At 69.7% G+C, this 17140-nt stretch carries 17 protein-coding genes; 6 read left to right on the top strand and 11 right to left on the bottom strand.

From position 1 onward, the window contains the following. Positions 1-143 precede the first annotated feature (143 nt). The 3 genes from purH to L978_RS10980 all read right to left on the bottom strand — a co-directional run bounded on the left by purH (position 144) and on the right by L978_RS10980 (position 3838). Entirely contained in the window at positions 144-1751 is a 1608-nt protein-coding gene (gene purH, locus L978_RS10990) for a bifunctional phosphoribosylaminoimidazolecarboxamide formyltransferase/IMP cyclohydrolase (protein ID WP_047523111.1), read from the bottom strand. A 35-nt stretch (positions 1752-1786) separates the two neighbouring features. Next, a complete protein-coding gene (purN, locus tag L978_RS10985) occupies positions 1787-2374 on the bottom strand; it encodes a phosphoribosylglycinamide formyltransferase (RefSeq protein ID WP_047523110.1) in 588 nt (195 codons plus the stop codon). A gap of 63 nt (positions 2375-2437) precedes the next feature. After that, positions 2438-3838, bottom strand: a complete 1401-nt coding sequence (locus L978_RS10980; protein WP_047523109.1) for a cell division protein PerM — start codon at positions 3836-3838, stop codon at positions 2438-2440. A 90-nt stretch (positions 3839-3928) separates the two neighbouring features. Here L978_RS10980 and L978_RS10975 point away from each other — a divergent pair, with 90 nt between their 5' ends. After that, the gene (locus L978_RS10975) at positions 3929-5404 is read left to right on the top strand and encodes an NCS2 family permease (RefSeq protein WP_047523108.1); all 1476 of its coding nucleotides are present in this window, start codon (positions 3929-3931) and stop codon (positions 5402-5404) included. A 177-nt stretch (positions 5405-5581) separates the two neighbouring features. Here L978_RS10975 and L978_RS10970 read toward each other — a convergent pair whose 3' ends face one another. After that, on the bottom strand, positions 5582-5983 hold the full coding sequence (locus tag L978_RS10970) for a VOC family protein (protein ID WP_047523107.1): 402 nt from the start codon (positions 5981-5983) through the stop codon (positions 5582-5584). Between the two features lie 74 nt (positions 5984-6057). On the opposite strand from L978_RS10970, the gene L978_RS10965 reads away from it, so the two are divergent. After that, positions 6058-6633: a TetR/AcrR family transcriptional regulator gene (locus tag L978_RS10965; protein ID WP_047523106.1), complete on the top strand. Its 576-nt coding sequence runs from the start codon at positions 6058-6060 to the stop codon at positions 6631-6633. Between the two features lie 94 nt (positions 6634-6727). Here L978_RS10965 and sucD read toward each other — a convergent pair whose 3' ends face one another. The 3 genes from sucD to L978_RS10950 form a co-directional block, all read right to left on the bottom strand. Beyond that, positions 6728-7630, bottom strand: a complete 903-nt coding sequence (gene sucD / locus L978_RS10960) for a succinate--CoA ligase subunit alpha (protein ID WP_047523105.1) — start codon at positions 7628-7630, stop codon at positions 6728-6730. Positions 7631-7648: 18 nt separating this feature from the next. Next, positions 7649-8815, bottom strand: a complete 1167-nt coding sequence (gene sucC, locus L978_RS10955) for an ADP-forming succinate--CoA ligase subunit beta (protein ID WP_047523104.1) — start codon at positions 8813-8815, stop codon at positions 7649-7651. Positions 8816-8930: 115 nt separating this feature from the next. Continuing rightward, positions 8931-9284 (bottom strand): DUF2510 domain-containing protein, encoded by a 354-nt coding sequence (locus tag L978_RS10950; RefSeq protein WP_047523103.1) that lies wholly within the window; start codon positions 9282-9284, stop codon positions 8931-8933. A 59-nt stretch (positions 9285-9343) separates the two neighbouring features. Here L978_RS10950 and L978_RS10945 point away from each other — a divergent pair, with 59 nt between their 5' ends. Further along, positions 9344-10006 (top strand): TetR/AcrR family transcriptional regulator, encoded by a 663-nt coding sequence (locus L978_RS10945; protein WP_047523102.1) that lies wholly within the window; start codon positions 9344-9346, stop codon positions 10004-10006. Between the two features lie 63 nt (positions 10007-10069). After that, positions 10070-11305 (top strand): acyl-CoA dehydrogenase family protein, encoded by a 1236-nt coding sequence (locus L978_RS10940; protein ID WP_047523101.1) that lies wholly within the window; start codon positions 10070-10072, stop codon positions 11303-11305. Positions 11306-11326: 21 nt separating this feature from the next. Here L978_RS10940 and L978_RS10935 read toward each other — a convergent pair whose 3' ends face one another. Next, positions 11327-11860, bottom strand: coding sequence for a GNAT family N-acetyltransferase (locus L978_RS10935; RefSeq protein ID WP_197055653.1), 534 nt, complete (start codon positions 11858-11860; stop codon positions 11327-11329). Position 11861: 1 nt separating this feature from the next. After that, the gene (locus L978_RS10930) at positions 11862-12350 is read right to left on the bottom strand and encodes a hypothetical protein (protein ID WP_047523100.1); all 489 of its coding nucleotides are present in this window, start codon (positions 12348-12350) and stop codon (positions 11862-11864) included. A 72-nt stretch (positions 12351-12422) separates the two neighbouring features. On the opposite strand from L978_RS10930, the gene L978_RS10925 reads away from it, so the two are divergent. Continuing rightward, positions 12423-13874 carry a phytoene desaturase family protein gene (locus L978_RS10925; protein WP_047523099.1) on the top strand — a complete coding sequence of 484 codons (1452 nt, stop codon included), beginning with the start codon at positions 12423-12425 and terminating at the stop codon, positions 13872-13874. Between the two features lie 149 nt (positions 13875-14023). Continuing rightward, positions 14024-15067: an ATP-dependent DNA ligase gene (locus L978_RS10920; RefSeq protein WP_047523098.1), complete on the top strand. Its 1044-nt coding sequence runs from the start codon at positions 14024-14026 to the stop codon at positions 15065-15067. A gap of 6 nt (positions 15068-15073) precedes the next feature. Here L978_RS10920 and ligD read toward each other — a convergent pair whose 3' ends face one another. Both ligD and L978_RS10910 read right to left on the bottom strand, forming a co-directional pair. Continuing rightward, positions 15074-16147, bottom strand: a complete 1074-nt coding sequence (gene ligD, locus L978_RS10915; protein ID WP_047523097.1) for a non-homologous end-joining DNA ligase — start codon at positions 16145-16147, stop codon at positions 15074-15076. Between the two features lie 69 nt (positions 16148-16216). After that, positions 16217-17140, bottom strand: a 924-nt coding sequence (locus L978_RS10910; protein ID WP_052193614.1) for an SseB family protein, incomplete at its 5' end; no start/stop codon positions are given.

Genomic DNA, 17140 nt, shown 5'->3' with positions numbered 1-17140 from the left:
CTTCCCCCGTCCCCCGTCCCCGTCCCCCGTCCCCGTCCCTCCAGTGCTGCCGAGACCCCCGCGCAACGCCGAGACCCCCGCCTGCACACGTCGGCAGGCGGGGGTCTCGGCAAGGAACGGGGGTCTCGGCGGGAGACAGTCGCTCAGTGGAAGAAGTGACGCTCCCCGGTGAAGAACATCGTGACGCCGGCCTTGCGCGCGGCATCCACGACCTCCTCGTCGCGCACCGATCCGCCCGGCTGCACGATGGCGGTGACACCGGCATCGATCAGCACCTGAGCGCCATCCGCGAACGGGAAGAACGCGTCGGAGGAGGCGACAGAGCCGGCCGCCCTATCCCCCGCACGCTCGACCGCGAGGCGGCACGAGTCGACACGGTTGACCTGGCCCATGCCGACACCGACCGTGGCGTTGTCCTTCGCGAGCACGATCGCGTTCGACTTCACCGCGCGGCAGGCCTTCCACGCGAAGATCAGGTTCTCCATCTCCGCCTCGCTCGGGCGCTCACCCGACACGAGCTCCCAGTTCTTCGCGACCGAGCCGATGTCGTCCGGGAAGCGGTCGGCGTCCTGGAGGAGGAGCCCGCCCGAGACCAGACGCACGTCCATCCGCTCCTGCCGCCAGTCCTGCGGAAGCTGCAGCAGGCGCAGGTTCTTCTTCGCCTTGAACACCTCGAGCGCGGCCGGCTCGAACGCCGGTGCGACGATGACCTCGGTGAAGATGTCCTTGAGGTTCTCGGCCATCTTGAGGGTCACGGTGCCGTTCGCGGCGATCACCCCGCCGTACGCCGAGACCGGGTCGCACTCGTGGGCCCGCAGGTGGGCGCTGGCGATCGGGTCGAGGGCGTTGGGAGCGGTGGTCGCGATGCCGCAGGGGTTGGCGTGCTTGATGATCGCGACGGCGGGCTTGATCATGTCGTAGGCGGCGCGCAGTGCGGCATCCGCGTCGACGTAGTTGTTGTACGACATCTCCTTGCCCTGCAACTGCGTGGCCTGCGCGATGCCGTGGCCACCGGCGCGGGTGTAGATCGCGCCGCGCTGATGGGAGTTCTCGCCGTACCGGAGGGTCGCGAGGCGCTCGGCCTGGATGGTGAGGTGGGCGGGGAGGTCGCCCGGCTCGGTGAGCGTCCCCTCGGCGAACCACTGGGCGACGGCCGTGTCATACGCGGCGGTGTGAGCGAACGCGCGGGCAGCGAGCTCCCGGCGCTGACCCACGGACGTACCGCCGGCCTCGATCGCGGAGATGATGGCGGGATAGGACTGCGGCGAGACGACGATCGCGACGTTGGCGTGGTTCTTCGCCGCGGCGCGCACCATGGCGGGTCCACCGATGTCGATCTGCTCGACGACGTCGTCGCCGATCGCGCCCGAGGCCACGGTCTCGACGAACGGATACAGGTTCACCACGACGAGCTCGAACGGCGCGATGTCGAGCTCCTCCAGCTGACGCTCGTGCTCCTCGAGGCGGAGGTCCGCGAGCAGGCCGCCATGGACCTTCGGGTGCAGCGTCTTCACGCGGCCGTCGAGCATCTCGGCGACGCCGGTGACGGCGGCCACGTCGGTGACGGTGAAACCCGCGTCACGGATCGTCGCGGCGGTCGATCCGGTCGACACGATCTCGATCCCCGCTCCGGCGAGCGCCTCGGCGAGGACGAGCAGGTCGGTCTTGTCGCTCACCGAGACGAGCGCGCGCCGGATCGGCACGGTGTCGCGGTCGCGGTAGAGCGTGGGGTCGTGGCGGGGGCCGGCCATGATGGGCTCCTTCGTGCGGGGGCGTCGGGTGGAGGTCAGGAAGAAGGCGTCAGGGCGAGATCACCGGTGGCGATCCCGCGGACGACGTCGATGAGCAGTCGACGTTCGACGGGTTTGATGCGCTCGTGCAGGCTGTGCTCGGTGTCGTCGGCGAGGACCGGCACGCGCTCCTGGGCCAGGATCGGCCCGGTGTCGACCCCGTCGTCGACGACGATCACACTGGCGCCGGTCTCGGAGACCCCTGCGGCGAGCGCGTCCCGCACACCGTGCGCTCCGGGGAACTCCGGCAGGTACGCGGGGTGGGTGTTGATGAGGCGCGGCGAGTACCGGGCGACGAGCGTCGGCGGCAGGAGGCGCATGAGTCCGCTGAGCACGATGAGGTCCGGCTTCCAGACATCCAGCTGCCGGGCGAGTTCCTCACCCCAGGCCTCACGACTCTCGTGCTCGTGCCAGGGCACCGTGAAGCTGGGGATGCCGAACTCCTCGGCGTGGGCCAGCCCGTCTGCTTCGCGGTCGGCACCCACGACGATGATCCTGGCGGGAAAATCGGGATGACGAGCGGCCTCGAGGAGGGCGCGAAGGTTCGAGCCGGTGCCCGAGATGAGAACGGCGACCGTGAGCACGCGCCCAGTCTACCGGGGTGCGCGACCGGCTCTCTTCCGGCCTCCGTAGCCACGCGAAAGCGGTCAGTCGCGCGGATCGGCCGGTTCATCCTTCGGCCGTTCGAACCGCCGGAGGTCGTCGAGCGGTGCCGTGTCGTCGGGCCCGGATGCGTCGACCGGCACTCCGGCCACGGGGACTCCTGCCTCCGCACCGGCGGGCGCGTACCCCGGATCGTACGCCGTCATCTCGGCGATCCACCGGTCGGTCCGCTCTTCCGCGAGCTCATCGCGGTGCCGCGGCGAGAGCAGCAGGATTGCGGCGCCGACGAGGACCTCCGCGCCGAGGGCGAGGACGAACGGGACCACGGCCGGTCCGACCACCGCCATCCGGCCCGGCCCCATCGACCCGTTCGCCAGGGCAGCGGCGAGCCCGGCGATCCCCGCGGTAACACCGGCGATGCCGAGTGCGATCACCGCGCGCTGCGGCATCCGAAGCGGAGTGCCCTCCCACACGAGGCGAGAGCGCACCGCCCATCCGGCGAAGGCTCCGGCGGCGACGGGGAGGAGCACGACGATCAGCATCCAGATCGAACTGTTCTCGGGCAGCAGACCGAACACCGGGATGCCGGGCACCACACCGAGCTGGGTGCCGGCGGGCGACACGGCCGTCCCGAACCCGACCGCGAAGCCGGGACCGGCGAGCCAGGAAGCCGCCCACACGATCAGGGTCGGCAGGTAGGCGAGTTGGGCAAGCGTCAGCACGGTCGCCCCGAGCGCGTCGACGCGGGCCGCCTGGAACAGCGCCACCACCTCGCCCCCGCGGAACAGGGTCGTGACGGCGAGAGCCAACGCGGAGGCGCCGACCACGGCGACGAGCGCGAAGGCCGCGCCGCGCACGATCGCGACCGGGACCGGCGCCCAGTCCTCGCGGGCGTCGATCAGATCGTGCAGACGGTCGAGGATGCCGCCGTCCCCGTCCTCCCACGCGATGCGCACGGCTCCGCAGAGCGCGCCCACGAGGTAGACCGCGGTGGGAAGGATGATGGCGAGGGACAACGAGGTCGCGGCGGCTTCCAAACGGGTCGTCAGTGCGACGCCGGCCGAGATGACGGCGAACACCACGGTGCCGGTCAGGGGCCCCAGCAGCCATGCGCCCGCCTTCGCCGCCCTGTCTCCCGAACGCGCCGCGAAGAGCAGCGTGAAGAACAGGAATGCCAGCGGAGTGATCGACACCGCGAAGCTCGCGGCCTCCGCGGGGATGGCGAGCGCCACCAGGAGTGCATCCGGGATCGTGACCTCGAGCGGCACCCCGTGGCCGAACTGCCAGAGCGTTCCGGTGAGCGGCCAGAGCGCACCCCAGTCCGCGGTGACACCGAAGGCGAGCGTCCACAGCAGCGTCAACGGCGCGAGCAGCACGACGAGACCGACCGCCGCGGCGATGGCGGCGTCGAAGGCGGCGAGGAGCGCGACGAGGAGGCGTTGCATAGCGATTCGAGACTACGACGAGTTCCCGACGAAGCCCCTGGGGCGCGCGTGAGGTCGGCGACACGATAGCGTTTCTCCGGAGGTTTCCCGATGACAACTGCCCCGCCCGCCCCGGCATCCACCGAGCCCAAGAACGCCGTCGACCGCTTCTTCGAGATCAGCAAGCGCGGATCCACGATCGGCACCGAGATCCGAGGGGGCTTGGTGACCTTCGTCACGATGGCCTACATCGTGATCCTGAACCCGATCATCCTGTCCGGCAAGCCGGATGTCGCCGGCAACATGCTCGAGTTCAACGCCGTGGGGGCAGCGACCGCGCTGACCGCCGGAGTGATGACGATCCTGTTCGGGCTGGTCACACGACTGCCGTTCGGATTCGCCGCAGGACTGGGCATCAACGCCTTCGTGGCGTTCTCGGTCGTGGGTCAGGTGACCTGGCCGGAAGCCATGGCGCTCGTGATGATCAACGGTGTCGTGATCGTGCTGCTGGCCGCGACCGGTCTGCGCAAGGCGATCTTCGACGCCGTGCCCTTCCAGCTGAAGATCGCGATCACCGTCGGCATCGGCCTGTTCATCGCGTTCATCGGCTTCGTGAACTCCGGTTTCGTGACGGCCACCGGTGCGTCCTCGCCGCCGGTCGGACTCGGTGTCAACGGCTCGGTCGCGACCGTGCCGAGCCTGCTCTTCGTGATCACGCTCCTGCTCACCGGCATCCTCGTCGCCCTCAAGATCAAGGGCGGCATGCTGATCGGCCTCATCGGCGGCACCGTGCTGGCCGTGATCGTCGAGGCGATCTGGCACATCGGGCCCCGTGGTTTCGATGATGAGGGCAACGTGGTCAACCCGGGCGGCTGGGGCCTCACCGTGCCCGCGCTCGACGGTTCGCCGGTCGGTGTCCCCGACCTGAGCCTGATCGGTGCCGTGGACTTCAGCTTCGACCTGAGCAAGGTGAGCCTCGTGGCGATCGTGATGATCGTCTTCACACTGCTCTTCACGAACTTCTTCGACGCGATGGGCACCATGACGGGCCTCGCGAAGGAGGCGAACCTCGCCGACGACAACGGTGACTTCCCGCGCATCAAATCGGCGCTCGTGGTCGAGGGCGTCGGCGCGATCGCAGGTGGCGCGACCTCCTCGTCGTCGAGCACGGTCTTCATCGAGTCGGGTGCCGGCATCGGCGAAGGTGCACGCACGGGCCTCGCGAACGTCGTCACCGGCTTCGTGTTCCTCGTCGCGATGTTCCTCACCCCGTTGACGTCGATCGTCCCGACCGAGATCGCCGCAGCCGCGCTGATCATCGTCGGTGCCATGATGATGGCGCAGATCCGGTACATCGACTTCTCCGACTTCCGCGTGCTGCTGCCGGTGTTCCTCACCGTGTCCGTCATGCCGCTGACCTACTCGATCGCCAACGGCATCGGTGCGGGCTTCGTGAGCTGGGTGCTCATCCACGCGTTCTCCGGCAAGGCCAAGACGATCAGCCCGCTGCTGTGGGTCGTCGGAGCGGGCTTCCTGATCTTCTTCGCCCGTGGTCCGATCGAGGCCCTCTTCGGCGTCGGGATCTGACGACGGGGCAGAGATCACAAGAGGGGCGGATGCTGCGGCATCCGCCCCTCTTTTCACGTGCTTTTCGCGCACCGGGGTCTCCCGCAGCCCGCGGATGCATGAGGATCGCACGGATGCATGACCCCGCGGGGAACGCGGGCCATGCATGTGTCATCCGGTCATGCAGGCGGAAGGACGTCAGGCGTAGGCCGCCGCGAACTCCGGCGCGGGCTCGATCGGCTCGATCACGTCGATCAGCACGCCGCCGGGCGCCTCGACGATGAAGTGCCGCTGCCCGAAGTCCTCGTCCCGCAGCGTCAGGCGCTCGGGAAGCTTCCGCTCCCCCACCAGCCGCACGTGCTCGGCGGTCGCATCCGGGACCTCCACGTTGAGCAGGAGTCCCCGCACGGGCTCGCGGAACCCTTCGGGAATGGTCTCGTGCGCGCGGTCGAGGATCGCGAGCTCGCCGCCGTCGAAGCGCAGACTGACGTACCAGTCGGCCTCGAACGTCACCTCGAAGCCGAGCTCTTCTCGATAGAACCGTGCGGCGGCGGAGACGTCGTCCACCATCAGCACCGGGTAGAAACTCGTGATGTCCATCCTGACCTCTTTTACATGCAGTGTGTTTGTATCGGTGGGGCTAGAATACATACAAGCCGCACGTAAAGGAACCCATGCCCCGAGCATCCGCAGCCGACGCCGCCGAGACCGCACGGCGGATCCTCGATGTCGCCACCGCACATTTCGCCGAGCACGGCTATGCGGCCGTGTCGGTCGACGAACTCGCCCGGGCCGCGAGCGTGACCCGTGGCGCCGTCTACCACCACTACACCTCGAAGCCGCTGCTGTTCGCCGCCGTCGCCTCCGCGCAGCAGCAGATCGTCGCTGACGCGATCGTCGACGCCACGGCGGGCAGCGCGCCCGACGCCGCTCTCCGCGACGGCAGCCACGCCTTCCTCGACGCCATCACCCGGGGCGCCGCCTCGCGCGTCCTGCTCGTCGACGGCCCCGCGGTACTCGGGTGGGAGCAGTGGCGCCGACTCGATGCCGAGGGCCCCGAGCAGGAGCTGCGTGCCGGACTGCGCGAGGCCGGTATCCCTCCGGCCCTCCTGGACCCTCTTGCGGCGGTGCTCTCGGGAGCGATGAACGAACTCGCCCTCTGGCTGGCCGCCCATCCCGACGCCGCCGCGCGCCGTCAGGCCCACCGCGCGCTCGACACCCTGCTGGACTCCGTCGCTCCCCAGACCTGACCTGTGGCGGTCCGTGGCGGCGGACTTCCGGTCCCGGGCACGAAAGAAGGCCCCGGAGTGGAGTCCGGGGCCTTCAGCTCAAGCGTAGCTCAGATCAGAGCGACTCGATGATCGCGCGCATCAGGTCAGCGGTCTCGGACGGCGTCTTGCCGACCTTGACACCGGCGGCCTCGAGGGCCTCCTTCTTCGCCTGCGCGGTACCGGCCGAGCCGGAGACGATCGCGCCGGCGTGACCCATGGTCTTGCCCTCGGGAGCCGTGAAGCCCGCCACGTAGCCGACGACCGGCTTCGTGACGTTCGCCTTGATGAAGTCGGCCGCGCGCTCCTCGGCGTCGCCACCGATCTCACCGATCATGACGATGGCCTTGGTCTCGGGGTCGGCCTCGAACGCGGCGAGCGCGTCGATGTGCGTGGTCCCGATGACCGGGTCGCCGCCGATGCCGATGGCGGTGGAGAAGCCCAGGTCGCGCAGCTCGAACATCATCTGGTAGGTCAGGGTGCCCGACTTCGACACGAGGCCGATCGGTCCCTTGCCCGTGATGTTCGCCGGCGTGATGCCCACGAGCGCCTCGCCCGGGGTGATGATGCCGGGGCAGTTCGGCCCGATGATGCGGGTCTTGTTGCCCTTGCTCTGCGCGTATGCCCAGGCCTCGGCGGAGTCGCCGACGGGGACGCCCTCGGTGATGACCACGAGCAGCGGGATCTCGGCGTCGATGGCCTCGATCATCGCGTCCTTCGTGAAGGCTCCCGGGACGAAGGCGATCGACACGTCGGCGCCGGTCTCCTTCATGGCCTCGGCGACCGAGGCGAAGACGGGGAGCTCGACGGCATTGCCGTCCTTGTCGGTGTGCGAGACCGTGGTGCCGGCCTTGCGGGCGTTGACGCCACCGACGACCTGGGTGCCGGCCTTGAGCATCAGCGCGGTGTGCTTGGTGCCCTCACCGCCGGTGATGCCCTGGACGATGACCTTGGAGTCCTTGTTGAGGTAGATCGACATTCTTCTCGTCCTTCAGTCTCAGGCGTTGGCGAGCTCGGCGGCCTTGTCGGCGCCCTCGTCCATGGTGGCGGCCAGGGTCACAAGCGGGTGCGCGTAGTCGGCGAGGATCGCACGACCCTCGTCGACGCGGTTGCCGTCCAGGCGCACGACGAGCGGCTTGGAGGCCGTGGCGCCCAGTGTCTCGAGCGCGCCCTTGATGCCGTTGGCGACGGCGTCGCAGGCCGTGATGCCGCCGAAGACGTTGACGAACACGCTCTTGACCTGCGGGTCGCCGAGGATGACGTCGAGGCCGGCAGCCATGACCTCAGCCGATGCGCCGCCGCCGATGTCGAGGAAGTTGGCCGGCTTGACGCCGTTGTGGTTCTCTCCGGCGTAGGCGACCACGTCGAGGGTCGACATGACGAGTCCGGCGCCGTTTCCGATGATGCCGACCTCTCCGTCGAGCTTCACGTAGTTGAGGCCCGACTCCTTGGCCTTGGCCTCGAGCGGGTCAGCGGCGTCCTTATCCTCGAGCGCCTCGTGCTCGGGGTGACGGATCTCGGAGGCGTTGTCGTCGAGCGTGACCTTGCCGTCGAGCGCGATGATGTCGCCCTCTTCGGTGCGGACCAGCGGGTTGACCTCGACCAGGGTCGCGTCCTCACCCTTGTACACGTCGTAGAGCTTCACGAACACATCGGAGACCTTCTCGATCAGGTCTTCCGGGAAGTTCGCGGCGCGCGCGATCTCCACGGCCTTCGTCTTGTCGATGCCCGTGAGCGGGTTGACCTCGACGCGTGCGAGCGCCTCGGGACGCTCGACGGCGAGCTCTTCGATCTCCATGCCGCCCTCGACCGAGCAGAGGCTCAGGTACGAGCGGTTGGCACGATCGAGCAGCACGGAGAAGTAGTACTCCTCGGCGATGCGCGCACCCTGCGCGACCATGACGCGCTTGACGACGTGGCCCTTGATGTCGAGGCCGAGAATGGCCTTCGCTGCCTCGTACGCCTCGTCGGGCGTCTTGGCGACCTTGACGCCGCCCGCCTTGCCACGGCCGCCGGTCTTCACCTGGGCCTTGACGACGACGACGCCACCGATCTTCTCGGCCGCCGCCCTCACCTCTTCCGGGGTGTCCGCGACGATGCCGGCGAGGACCGGCACTCCGTACTTCTCGAAAACGTCTCGTGCCTGGTACTCGTACAGATCCACTGTGGTTCCTTCACTGGGCTGCTGTCTGGTAATTCTCTCGATGTCGAGACATCGACCAGTCCCCCAGCCTACTACCTCGACCTGGGCGCGCCCGCGGCCCCGGACTCTCGGTCGATCATCGGAGCGTCGGCACGCCCGGACGCCGCGCCGGCAGCGCGACCAGGCGGAGCTGCCGCGAGATCACGAGCGGAACGAGCAGCAGCGCGGCGCCGGTGGCGACGATCATCGGCCGCACCACGACCACCGGGAGCGCGGTCCACAGCGCGATGAGGATCGAACCGACGAGGAGGGTCACGAGCACGAGCTCGGTCAGGATCAGCTGTCGGCGCACAGCCCTGCGGTCCTCCGCCAGGGTCGTCTCCCTCCCCCGCACCGAGAGGTGCTCGGTCCAGCGCGTGCCGTCCCACCAGCGACGGGTGCCGCGCCGCCGCGTCTCGAACCATCCGGCCGCTCTCCCGCGTTCGCTCACGCCCTCATTATGACGCCCGGCCACCGACGCCGATGGCCGCCGAGGTCTAGGCTTTCGCCATGCACGAATCCGCAGAACTGCGCACGGGCGTCGTCGCCGCAGCGCTCGAACTCTTCAGCGCCCAGGGGTTCGATCAGACGTCGGTGGAACAGATCGCCAAGGCCGCGGGTGTCTCGAGATCGACGTTCTTCCGCCAGTTCGGCGGCAAGGAGGACGTCGTCTTCGCGGATCACGAGGTGCTGCTCGAGCAACTCAGGGAGTTCCTCGACGAAGGGCACGACGACCCCTGGGCTGCGGTGTGCGCGGCCTCCGAATCGGTCTTCGTGCATTTCGCGCACGACCCGGAGCTCGCACGCCGCCGCTACCAGATCGTGCGCCAGGTGCCGGTGCTGCGTGAGCGCGAGATCATCACGGTCTTCCGATACGAGCGGCTGTTCGACGAGTACCTGCGCGGAGCCCTCCCCGGCGTCGACCCGCTCGACGCCGTCGGCTTCGCCGCCCTCGTGACGGCCGTCCACAATCACGTGCTGCGGCAGTTGCTCCGCGGCCGCAAGAAGGTGCCGCTCGCGACGCTGCAGACGGCGCTGGCCGACGCCCGCCGCCGCTACGGCGTCGCGGGAGACGCGGCCCCCGATGCGCCGGACGACATGGTTGTCGCGGTATTCCCGCGGTCCATGCCGATCGCCGAGGTAACGCGCAGACTGCAGTCGGAGCTCGACTGATCGCTCGAGGGTCGTGAAACCGAGTATCGAGGAGTACGATACTTGGTGCCACGAAGGAGCATCATGAGCACTGCAGCCTCCCCCTTCCCCGGCGAGCGTGTCTCGTCGTACGACGTCACCGGGCGCCGGGACAGCGACTACTACGCCGTCTTCGCCGACATCCCCGCCGCCGACCGCGCGGCCTGGGATCGCGCGAAGTCCTACACCGACGAGGTCGCGCCGCAGATGGCGGACGCCTGGGACCGCGCGGAGTACCCGCTCGACGCCGCCCGTCGGATGGGCGAGATGGACCTCGTGGTCGACGGCATCCAGCATCCCGCCCTCACGCACCTGTCGCCGCTGGCCGCGGGCCTGGTGAACATGGAGATCTCGCGCGGTGACGGGTCGCTGGGCACCATCCTCGCGGTGCAGGGCGGCCTCGCGCTGCGCACGCTCGCCCTGTTCGGCTCCCCCGCCCAGCAGGACCGATGGCTCACGGCACTCGCCGACGGCTCGGTTCTCGGCTCGTTCGCGCTGACCGAACCCGACCACGGCTCCGACTCGGTCTCGCTCGAGACGGTGGCCCGCCGCGACGGGGACGCCTGGGTCATCCGAGGCACGAAGAAGTGGATCGGCAACGGCGCATCCGGCGGGATCACCTTCGTGTGGGCGCGCGTCGACGACGCGGACACGGCCGAGCACGGCGCTGTGCGCTGCTTCCTCGTCGAGCAGGACACGCCCGGATACACCGGCAGTGTGATCCGGGGCAAGGCCTCGCTGCGCGCGATCCATCAAGCGCACATCATCCTCGACGACGTGCGGGTGCCGCTGGACGCCGTCCTGCCCGGCACCATGAGCTTCAAGGACGCCTCGACCGTGCTGTACGCGACCCGCTCGGGCGTCGCGTGGTCGGCGCTCGGACACGCGACGGCCTGCTACGAGGCAGCACTGGCCTACGCGATGCAGCGGGTGCAGTTCGGAAAGCCGCTCGCGAAGTTCCAGATGGTCCAGGAGCGCCTCACCCACATGCTCGAAGACCTCACGGCCATGCAGCTGTACTGCCGACGGATGGCCGACCTCGAGACCTCCGGCGAGCTGCGCCCGACCCAGGCCTCGCTCGCGAAGTTCCACAACACGCGTGCCGCGCGACGCATCGCCTCGACCGCCCGCGACCTGCTCGGCGGCAACGGCATCCTGCTCGAGAACGGCGTCATGCAGCACATGGCCGACATCGAGGCCATCCACACCTATGAGGGCACCGAGAGCGTGCAGGCCCTGCTACTCGGCCGCGACATCACGGGGATGAGCGCGTTCGCCTGAGGCGCGGAGGTCGCGGCCGCATCAGACGCGCCCGGTGATCGGGCGGGACAGGCACACGAGTCGCTCGCGCGCGTCCCAGCTCGGCACGCGCACGAAACCGCGGGATTCATAGAGGCGCATGGCGCGTTCCCGCCACTCCCACACCGACAGGCGGACCTCGGCTGCCCGAAGAGTCGTCGCGGCCCGCACGGCGGCATCGAGCAACGCCGACCCCACGCCGCGACCGCGGACCTCGGGGACGGCCCACAGGCGCTTGACCTCGGCGAACCCGTCGTTCCCCGCGAGCACGACCACGCCGACGATGCGATCCGCGAGCTCCGCCACCAGGACCAGATGACCGGCGTAGGCAGCGGCCGGGTCTTCGACTTCGCGGACGTAGTGCTCCGGCAACATCGGAACATCCGGGACGAGGATGCCGCCCTGCTGGAGCTTCTCGCGCTCGGTCTGCTGGAGGTAGGCGCGGACAGCGGCGCCGACCTCGTCCGCGTCGGAGCCGGAGAGATCCGCCGCGCGAATCAGCGGACGATCACCCACCTCGTGCGCATCGACGCTCACGTCAGCCGCAGCCGCAGCCGCCGGACGGGGTCTTCACCATGAAGCACTCGTCGCACACGCCGTAGTCGCGTTCCTCGACGGGCTTCGGTGCCTTCTCGGCGCGGGGCGCGGCGACGCGTGGAGTCGTCGTGCGCTTGGCGGCGCGGGTCGGCGCGAGCGGGATGAACTCGCTCGGGTGGCTCACGTAGAAGTACGGAGCGCGCCCCTCGCTCGGCTGCAGGCGCAGGGGGGCTGCGCCCACCACGATCCGCTCGTCTTCGGTGAAGCCGTTCGTGTAGGTGCGCCCGATGTGCAGGGACGCGCCCTCGCCTCGACGGATCGCCTCGATGTAGCGCCCACGGTCGATTAACGAGCTGATTCCGATCGCCTCGACGATGGCCGTGATGAACGCATGGTTCGACGGATCGATCCGGTGCGCGCGCAGCGCCTCGGCGAGGGAGCGGTATGGACGGGAGGTGCCTGCGGGGGTCGGCCCCTGAACTTCTTTCATCCTTTCCAGGATCGCACGCCCGGAGGGCCGCTCTCGACCGTTTCACCGGTGGCGGCATGCCAGACTGACGGAATGGCGCGGGCGACGATCATCGGTTCCGGCCCCAACGGGCTCGCCGCCGGGGTGACGCTCGCGCGCGCCGGCTACGCGGTGCGGGTGCTCGAGGCGGCAGACTCGGTCGGTGGCGGCCTCCGCACGGCCGAGTCGACGCTTCCGGGGTTCCGGCACGATGTCTGCTCCACCGTGCATCCGACCGCCCTCGCCTCACCCTTCTTCCGTGCTTTCGGTCTCCAACGGCGTCTGGACTGGATCCGCCCCGAAGCCTCCTATGCACACCCGCTCGATGGCGGAAGGGCCGCGATCGCCTGGCGCGACCTCGACCGCACGGCGACCGCGCTCGGGGCAGACGGCGACGCCTGGCGCACCCGCATCCGGCCGTTGACCGCGCACATCGACGGTGTGGTGGACTTCACGGGCAATCAACTGCTCCGAGTCCCCCGGGATCCGTTGACCGCCCTGCGCTATGCGATCAGGATGCTGGAGCAGGGCACTCCTCTGGCCGCCTCGGCTTTCCGCACCGAGGAAGCGGCCGCGCTCCTGGCGGGAGCCGTCGCTCACGGCAACGCGCCTCTCCCCTCCCTCGCGGGGGCCGCTGCGGGCCTGTTGCTGGCCGCCCTGGGACACGCCGGAGGCTGGCCGTATCCACGCGGTGGTGCGCAAGGGATCGCCGATGCCCTGGTCGCCGACATCACGGCGCACGGTGGGTCCGTCGAGACCGGCGTGCGGGTCACCGACCTCGAGACGCTGGACTGGGGCGACCCGCGCCGCGGAGACCTGCTGATCCTGAACACGTCTCCCCGGCTCGCCCTCACGCACCGCGACGTCCCGCCCCGCTACGCCCGGGCCCTCGGCGCCTACCGCTACGGGCCCGGTGCGGCGAAGGTCGACTTCGCCCTCGACGGCCCCGCCCCCTGGACGCACCCCGAGGTCGGGCAGGCGGCGACCGTGCACCTCGGCGGGACCAGGGCCGAGGTGTGGGCCAGCGAGAACGCCGTCGCCGCCGGAAGAGTGAGCGAGCGCCCCTACGTCCTCACCGTGCAACCGTCCGTGCTCGACGACTCCCGTGCTCCCGCGGGCAAAGCCGTGTTCTGGGCGTACATCCACGTGCCGCCGGGCTCCGACCTCGACCCCACGGATCTCATCACCGCGCAGGTCGAACGGTTCGCCCCGGGGTTCCGCGACCTCATCCTCGCCCACCACGCGGTGCCGGCATCGTCGCGCGAGGCGATCAATCCCGCAGAGATCGGCGGCGACATCTCCGGCGGGGTGTTCGACATGCGTCAGGCCCTCCGCCGACCGATCCTCTCGCCGACGCCGTGGCGCACGCCGATGCCGGGCGTCTACCTGGCCTCCGCCTCGACCCCTCCCGGTCCGTCCGTCAACGGCATGGCGGGGTGGCATGCCGCCCGCACGGCGCTGCAGGACGCCGGTTCGCCCGCGACGCTGTCCGACCTGTTCGACTGAGCGCGCTCACTACTCCTCAAGAACGGGACGCGCTGCCCCCGTGGCCCTGCGAATCACGGGAGGACCGCCGCACCCGCCGCCCGTTTCTGCGGAGTTGTGAACACCGGCCCGCTCTTCCGCCCCACACCGTCGAGGACCAGGATGGGAGCATGCGCTACGAGATCCCCGCGCCGATGCTCGCCAAAGCCGTCCCCGCGGTTCCTCCTGCAGAGAAGGTTCCCGGCGGGCTCCTGTACGAGCCGAAGTGGGACGGCTTCCGCGGACTGATCGCTTGGGACGGGGAGACCGTCGAGATCGGCTCCCGCGGAGCGAAACCTCTCACGCGCTACTTCCCCGAGCTGGTCGAGGCGATTCCCGAGCTGCTCCCCGGTCCGTGCCTGCTCGACGGCGAGATCGTCGTCGCCACCGGCCCGCAGGGGTCCCAGCGCCTGGACTGGGAGGCACTGAGTCAGCGCATCCACCCCGCCGCTTCCCGCGTCGCCACGCTCGCCGCCTCGACCCCGGCGATGTTCATCGCCTTCGATCTGCTCGCCGTCGGCGACGACGACCTCCTCGCCGAGCCGTTCGAGTCCCGGCGAACGCGCCTGGAGGTACTCCTGGCTTCCGTGGAGCATCCGCTGCACATCACCCGGACGACGAGGGATCAGGACGCGGCCGTCCGTTGGCTCGCCGAGTTCGAGGGCGCCGGGCTCGACGGGGTGATCGCCAAGCCGCTCACTCAGCCCTACGCGCCGGGCAAGCGCACGCTGTTCAAGATCAAGCACGCGCGCACGGCCGATGTGGTCGCACTCGGCTACCGGGTCCACAAGTCGGGTTCGGGCGTCGGCTCGCTGCTGGTGGGACTGTACGGAGCCGACGGTGTGCTCCGCCAGGTCGGCGGCGTCGCGGCGTGGAGCGATGCCCGTCGGCAAGAGCTCGTCGAGGAACTCGACCCCTGGGTGGAGAGGGACGATTCCGGCGCAGCGGTGACCGCGGAAGGCGAGCGTTCGCGATTCAGCGGCGGCAAGGACGTCTCGTTCGTCCGGCTGCGCCCGGAGCGCGTGCTCGAGGTGCGCTACGACCAGCTCGAGGGCGCTCGGTTCCGTCACACCGTGCAGTTCGAGCGCTGGCGGCCGGACCGCGACGCCCGCTCGTGCACGTACGACCAGCTCGACACCGTCGCAGGCTACGACCTCGCCGACGTCCTCCGCTGAAGGCGGTCAGTCCTTCTCGGCGGGAGTGCCGTCGTCGTCCCAGTTGGCCGCGACCTTCTTGCTGGGCTGCACGCGGGGCGGCTCGCCCGGCATCTTCGGGAACTCCGGAGGAAACGGCAGCTCCCCCAGCCCGTTCTCCTTGTCGCGCTCCCACCAGGCCAGCAGCGTGTCGATCCGGCCCGGGGCCTCCTGCATGGTCGCCCACGGGTCGCCGATCTCATCCAGGCGCTTCGGGATCGTGCGCACGGTGAACGTCCGCGGATCCAGCCCGTCGAGCTCGTCCCAAGCCACCGGTGTCGACACCGTCGCTCCCGGCAGCGCGCGAGGACTGTAGGCACCGGCCATCGTGCGGTCGCGGTTCGCCTGGTTGAAGTCGACGAAGATCCGCTCCCCGCGCTCCTCCTTCCACCAGTTCGTCGTGACCTGATCCGGCATCCGACGCTCCAGCTCCCGCCCCGCTGCGATGACGGCATGGCGCACATCGAGGAACTCGTGGGTCGGCTCGATCGGCGCGAACACGTGCAGCCCGCGGTTGCCGCTGGTCTTGGCGAACGCCTCCAGGCCCGCCTCACGCAGCACCTCGCGCAGCGTGTGCGCAGCCCTCACCGCATCCGCGAAATCCGTCCCCGGCTGCGGGTCCAGATCGATGCGCAGCTCGACCGGGTCGTCGGCGTCGGTCGCGAGCGATGCCCAGGGATGGAACACGATCGTGTTCATCTGCACCGCCCAGACGATCGCGCTCGAGCGGTTCAGCACGATCTGCGGATGCCGGCGTCCGCTGTTGTAGGTCACCGTCACCGCATCGACGAAGTCGGGCGTGCCCTTGGGCGGGTTCTTCGAGAAGAACCCCTCCGCCTTCGGCCCCCCTGAAGGACCGATGCCGTCGCGGAAGCGCTCCAGCGACACCGGCCGGTTCCCGTTCGCCGCGAGGAAGGGCACCGAGACACGCTGCACGTACTCCGCGAGCTCGGCCTTCGTGATGCCGAGGTCCGGCCACACCACGCGGTTGGGGCTGGAGAGCGCGACCTCACGCTCTCCGTCCGAGTCGACCACGATCAGGGTCACACGTTCTGAGGCCATGTTCCGACCCTAGAGCGATGCTCGGACGGACGGAACCCCGCGCCCGCCCGGGGCCGCGACGGAGCGCGTTCAGTCGCCGAGATCGACCGCGAGCACCAGGACCGGCGTGAGAGCATCCCGCTCGACGATGATCGACGGGCCGGCAGGATCGACGATCACGCCGCCCATCTCGGAGTGGCTCGTGAGGACCTTGGCGAGCTGCATGGGCTCGAACGGGAGCGGACGATCACCCCGGCCGAGCGCGATGACCTCGAGCGGGTGCGAGAAGAGCTGCAGAAACCGTCTCCCGTCGGGGGTCTGGGCCTCGGCGATGCCGACCTGACCGCTGCCGGAGCCGTCGTTGACCGCCACCCACATGCGCGTCGTCGCCAGGGCCTCTCCGACCTTGACAGCCGAATCCTGCGCACGGGGAGCGGCCAGGATCGACTTCACGGTCATGTCGACGTCGGCCTGGTCGAGCGTCTTCTGCAACAGCTCGGTCGGGAAGACCACGCGGTGGGGTGCAGACGCGTTGTCGACGATGAGCCCCGCGAAGTCTCCTGCCACGACCTGCTGCAGCACCGACGTCACGGGCTGCGCGACGGCGGAGGTGGCCGCGGGATCCGGCTCGAGCTGCACGGAATCGCGCACGGCGGCCGCCGAGCTGAAAGCGAGCATGAACTGGCGGTCGTCGTTGTCGCGGACGACCGCCACGGAGAGCGGCTTGCCCTCGCTGATCTGCGCGCGGGCGTCTCCGTTGACGCGGATGTAGAGGTGCCCTTGAAGCGCCTGACGCATCACGCCCAGCAGCTGGTCGTTGGTCGCCCCCGCTTCGATCTCGGTGAGCGCCTCACGGAGCAGGACGTTGTCCTTCATCCCGGCGACGGTCTCGGTCTGCTCCGGCGGCAGCGGCGAGGCGAGGGGCAGACGCCGCTGCGGGGGCTCTTCCTCCTGCGCCGTCGGTGCCTGTGGGGCGCGAGGGGCGGCAGGGGCCGCCGCCGCGGGCGCCGTCTC

This window comes from Microbacterium sp. ZOR0019 (assembly GCF_000800925.1).
GTDB classification, from domain to species: Bacteria; Actinomycetota; Actinomycetes; order Actinomycetales; family Microbacteriaceae; genus Microbacterium; species Microbacterium aurugineum.
Note: the sequence above shows the minus strand (reverse complement) of the source record. Positions and strands in the feature narration are given on the sequence as shown.

Coding starts and splice junctions, on each gene's coding strand:
- L978_RS10930 (WP_047523100.1), bottom strand. CDS start 12,350: ATGAAAGAAGTTCAGGGGCCGACCCCCGCAGGCACCTCCCGTCCATAC.
- ligD (WP_047523097.1), bottom strand. CDS start 16,147: ATGGCCTCAGAACGTGTGACCCTGATCGTGGTCGACTCGGACGGAGAG.
- L978_RS10970 (WP_047523107.1), bottom strand. CDS start 5,983: ATGGACATCACGAGTTTCTACCCGGTGCTGATGGTGGACGACGTCTCC.
- L978_RS10980 (WP_047523109.1), bottom strand. CDS start 3,838: ATGCAACGCCTCCTCGTCGCGCTCCTCGCCGCCTTCGACGCCGCCATC.
- L978_RS10925 (WP_047523099.1), top strand. CDS start 12,423: ATGGCGCGGGCGACGATCATCGGTTCCGGCCCCAACGGGCTCGCCGCC.
- sucD (WP_047523105.1), bottom strand. CDS start 7,630: ATGTCGATCTACCTCAACAAGGACTCCAAGGTCATCGTCCAGGGCATC.
- L978_RS10965 (WP_047523106.1), top strand. CDS start 6,058: ATGCCCCGAGCATCCGCAGCCGACGCCGCCGAGACCGCACGGCGGATC.
- L978_RS10945 (WP_047523102.1), top strand. CDS start 9,344: ATGCACGAATCCGCAGAACTGCGCACGGGCGTCGTCGCCGCAGCGCTC.
- L978_RS10920 (WP_047523098.1), top strand. CDS start 14,024: ATGCGCTACGAGATCCCCGCGCCGATGCTCGCCAAAGCCGTCCCCGCG.
- L978_RS10975 (WP_047523108.1), top strand. CDS start 3,929: ATGACAACTGCCCCGCCCGCCCCGGCATCCACCGAGCCCAAGAACGCC.
- purH (WP_047523111.1), bottom strand. CDS start 1,751: ATGGCCGGCCCCCGCCACGACCCCACGCTCTACCGCGACCGCGACACC.
- L978_RS10940 (WP_047523101.1), top strand. CDS start 10,070: ATGAGCACTGCAGCCTCCCCCTTCCCCGGCGAGCGTGTCTCGTCGTAC.